Raw genomic sequence first — 4,140 nt, 5'->3', positions numbered from 1 at the left:
GTGCCTTTGCGGGTCGCGGTGATGGGGTGTGTGGTGAACGGGCCGGGTGAGGCGCGTGAGGCGGATCTGGGTGTGGCCTCGGGCAATGGCAAGGGGCAGATCTTCGTCAAGGGTGAGGTGATCAAGACGGTTCCCGAGTCGAAGATCGTCGAGACGCTGATCGAAGAGGCGATGAAGATCGCGGAGCAGATGGAGCGGGCTGGGGTGACGTCGGGAGAGCCGCAGGTGTCTGTGGCGGGTTGAGCCCCCCACCCCGCCCCTTCCCTAAACCCTCCGGGGGTGGGGGTGGGCTGAGGTGGGTCTCCCGGGGGCTGCAGCCCCCGGACCCCGGGCGGGGGCTGCACCCCCTGCGCCCCCCTTGCGGGGCCTGGGTGCACCCCGGGGGCGGGGCCTGCACCCCCTGCACCCCGCTCGCGGGGCTGCGCCCCCGCCTCCGCTGGGGCTCCGCCCCCGCCCCCGCTTCGGGGCTCCGCCCCCGCCCCCGCTCCTCAAACGCCGGAGGGGCTGGAGGTGCCCTTAGGGGCTCGGGGAACTGCGAGACCAGCCCCCACCGGCCCGCAGACGAACACCGGGCCAAGACGCGGCGCGGGAACTGCGAGACCAGCCCCACCGGCCCGCAGACGAACCGCACCCCCCCGGTCCGCGGCCCGCACGCGAAGCACCGCATCCCCCCCCCCGGCAGGGAAGGGCAGGGCGGCGCCCGGGTCCTCCCGGCGGGTACAGTGCGGAGATCAGCAGACCGTATGGTGAGGCCCCACGTGTTGACGCAGACCACCACCCGGGTCCTCGAACCCGGTGACCTCGGCGCGGCGCTCGCCGTCCTGGAGAGCGATCCGGTCGCCAACGCCTTCGTGGCCTCGCGAGTGCAGGTCGCGGGCCTCGACCCGTGGCGGCTCGGCGGCGAGATGTGGGGCTGGTACGCCGGCGGCAAGCTGCGCTCGCTCTGCTACTCCGGTGCCAACCTCGTCCCCATCTGTGCCACCCCCGAAGCCATCCGCGCCTTCGCGGACCGGGCCCGTCGCACCGGCCGCCGCTGCTCCTCCATCGTCGGCCCGGCCGACCCGACCGCCCTGCTCTGGAAGCTCCTGGAGCCGCAGTGGGGGCCGGCCCGGGACGTCCGCCCGAACCAGCCGCTGATGGTCACCGACCGGATGCCCGACGACATGGTCCCCGACCCGTACGTCCGCCGGATCCGCAAGGACGAGATGGACGTGATCATGCCCGCGTGCGTGGCCATGTTCACCGAGGAGGTCGGCGTCTCCCCGATGGCGGGCGACGGCGGGCTGCTCTACCAGGCGCGCGTCGCCGAACTCGTCGGCTCCGGGCGCTCGTTCGCCCGCGTCGAGGACGGCAAGGTCGTCTTCAAGGCCGAGATCGGCGCGGCCACCTCGCGCGCGTGTCAGATCCAGGGCGTCTGGGTCGCCCCCGAGTACCGGGGCCGGGGCGTGTCCGTCACCGGCATGGCCGCCGTGCTGCGCTACGCCCTCGCAGACGTGGCCCCCGTCGTCAGCCTCTACGTGAACGACTTCAACACGGCGGCACGTGCCTGCTACCGCCGGGTCGGCTTCCGTGAGACGGGGGCTTTCATGAGCGTGCTCTTCTGACAGTAGGGTGCGGCCATGGCACCTTCCTTTGGGGCCGGTCCCCAGACCCCCGAGGTGACGGTCGGACCGCTCGACCTCGCCGCCCGCGTGGACGAGGCCCTGGCCGTGCAGGCGGTCGCCTTCGGGCTCAGCCCGGAAGAGGTCGGCGTGCGCCGCCACATCGTGCTGCGCCACCTCGCCTCTCCCGGCGCGCGCGCCCTGGGCGCCACCACCCCCGGCGGACGGCTCGTCGGCTTCGTGTACGGGATGCCCAACGACCGGGTGCACTGGTGGTCCACGGTCGTCGAACCGTATCTGCGCCACAACGGCACCGACGCCTGGCTCGACGACTCCTTCGTGATCACCGAGCTCCATGTCCACCCGTCCCACCAGGGCCGGGGCGTCGGCCGCGAGCTCATCACCCGGATCACCGACAGCGCGGCCGAGCCGAGGTCGATCCTCTCCGCGATCGACACGGAGAGCCCGGCGCGGGCGCTGTACCGGGCGCTGGGGTATCTGGACCTCGCGGGGCAGGTCCACTTCCCGAGCTCGCCGAGGCCTTACGCGGTCATGGGAGCGCATTTGCCTTTGCGGCGGGCCTGAGGGGCTTCCAGCCGGGGGTCCGGGGGTTGTCCCCCGGGAAGACACAGCCTGAGCGCGCCGAGGCCGTACGCGGTGATGGGCGCGCACCTGCCGCTGCGGCGACCGTAAACCGATTTCCACGCGCGCGTGGCGCGCGGATAACCTCCTGACACCACCCGTGTACGTACAGGAGAGAACCCCATGGCAGCCGCCCAGGTCCAGCGCATGTCCCGTCTGATGGTCAAGACATTGCGCGACGACCCGGCGGACGCGGAGACGCTCAGCCACAAGCTGCTGGTCCGCGCCGGATACGTACGGCGCAACGCGGCCGGAATCTGGACCTGGCTGCCGCTCGGCAAGAAGGTCCTCGACAACATCTCCCACATCGTCCGTGAGGAGATGGACGCCATCGGCGCCCAGGAGGTGCTGCTCCCGGCCCTGCTGCCCAAGGAGGCGTACGAGGCGAGCGGGCGCTGGGAGGAGTACGGTGACCTGCTGTTCCGGCTCAAGGACCGCAAGGGCGCGGACTATCTGCTCGGGCCCACCCACGAGGAGATCTTCACCCAGACCGTCAAGGACCAGTGCACGTCCTACAAGGACCTGCCGGTGATGCTCTACCAGATCCAGACCAAGTACCGGGACGAGGCGCGGCCCCGGTCGGGCGTGCTGCGCGGGCGCGAGTTCCAGATGAAGGACTCGTACTCGTTCGACACGACGGACGAGGGCCTGGCCGAGTCGTACGCGCTGCACCGCGAGGCGTACCGGAAGATCTTCGCCCGGCTCGGGCTCGACTACCGGATCGTCTCGGCGGTGTCGGGGGCGATGGGCGGCTCGGCTTCGGAGGAGTTCCTGGCTCCGGCCGCCGCCGGTGAGGACACCTTCGTGGACTGCCCGGCGTGCGAGTACGCGGCGAACACGGAAGCGGTGACCTTCGTGGCCGCGCCCGTGGACGCCTCCGGCGTCGGACCGGTGGAGGCGCTGGACACGCCGGACACCCCCACGATCGAGTCCCTGGCGGCCCACCTGGGCGTCCCGGCCTCCGCCACCCTCAAGAACCTCCTGGTCAAGGTGGACGGCGAGATCGTGGCGGTCGGGGTCCCCGGCGACCGCGAGGTGGACCTGGGCAAGCTGGGCGAGCACCTGGCTCCGGCGGTCGTCGAACTGGTCACCGCCGAGGACTTCGCGGACCGGCCCGATCTCGTACGCGGATACGTCGGCCCGCAGGGCCTGGACAAGGTCCGCTACATCGCCGACCCCCGGGTGGCGCCGGGCACGGCGTGGGTGACGGGCGCGAACCGGCCGGACACGCATGCGCGCAACGTGGTGTGCGGGCGGGACTTCGACGTCGACGACTACCTCGACGTGGTCGTCGTCGAGGAGGGCGACCCGTGCCCCGCGTGCGGCGCGGGCCTCCGTCTCGACCGGGCGATCGAGATCGGGCACATCTTCCAGTTGGGGCGGAAGTACGCGGACACGTTCCAGCTCGATGTCCTTGGGCAGCAGGGCAAGCCGGTGCGGGTGACCATGGGCTCGTACGGGATCGGCGTCTCGCGGGCCGTGGCCGCGCTGGCCGAGCAGACGGCCGACTCGCAGGGGCTGTGCTGGCCGGCGGAGGTCGCGCCGGCGGACGTCCACGTCGTCGCGGCGGGCAAGGCGCTCCAGACGGAGGTGGCGCTTGACGCGGCCTCGCAGCTGGCCGCGGCGGGGCTGCGGGTGCTGGTGGACGACCGGGCGGGGGTGTCGCCCGGGGTCAAGTTCACGGACGCGGAGCTGTTGGGCGTGCCGAAGATTCTGGTGGCGGGGCGGCGGGCCGGGGAGGGTGTCCTGGAGCTGAAGGACCGGCGTACGGGGGAGCGGGAGGAGCTTCCGCTGGCGGAGGCGGTCGCGCGCCTGCGCAAGTAGCCGGGTTTGAGCCCCTCCCCGCCCCTTCCCTAAACCCTCCGGGGGTGGGGGAGGGGTTGGGGTGGGTTTCCCG

The 4,140-nt window shown here is 72.2% G+C and carries 4 protein-coding genes; all 4 read left to right on the top strand.

Annotated features, from left to right (window positions below; all coding sequences use genetic code 11):
* Positions 1-243 (top strand): flavodoxin-dependent (E)-4-hydroxy-3-methylbut-2-enyl-diphosphate synthase (locus ACFWA7_RS39780; RefSeq protein ID WP_385550261.1); only part of this gene is annotated, 243 nt, incomplete at its 5' end.
* A gap of 518 nt (positions 244-761) precedes the next feature.
* A complete protein-coding gene (locus ACFWA7_RS39775; RefSeq protein WP_385828039.1) occupies positions 762-1,604 on the top strand; it encodes a GNAT family N-acetyltransferase in 843 nt (280 codons plus the stop codon).
* A gap of 15 nt (positions 1,605-1,619) precedes the next feature.
* Positions 1,620-2,186: a GNAT family N-acetyltransferase gene (locus tag ACFWA7_RS39770; protein WP_385828037.1), complete on the top strand. Its 567-nt coding sequence runs from the start codon at positions 1,620-1,622 to the stop codon at positions 2,184-2,186.
* A 180-nt stretch (positions 2,187-2,366) separates the two neighbouring features.
* Positions 2,367-4,067 (top strand): proline--tRNA ligase, encoded by a 1,701-nt coding sequence (locus tag ACFWA7_RS39765; RefSeq protein WP_385828035.1) that lies wholly within the window; start codon positions 2,367-2,369, stop codon positions 4,065-4,067.
* Positions 4,068-4,140: the final 73 nt, after the last annotated feature.

This window comes from Streptomyces sp. NPDC059994 (assembly GCF_042737755.1).
Lineage (GTDB): Bacteria > Actinomycetota > Actinomycetes > Streptomycetales > Streptomycetaceae > Streptomyces.
This window is presented reverse-complemented; position numbering and strand designations above follow the sequence as displayed.

Bases quoted from the DNA above. Each gene is read 5' to 3' on its own strand.
- ACFWA7_RS39765 (WP_385828035.1), top strand. From the start codon at position 2,367: ATGGCAGCCGCCCAGGTCCAGCGCATGTCCCGTCTGATGGTCAAGACA.
- ACFWA7_RS39770 (WP_385828037.1), top strand. From the start codon at position 1,620: ATGGCACCTTCCTTTGGGGCCGGTCCCCAGACCCCCGAGGTGACGGTC.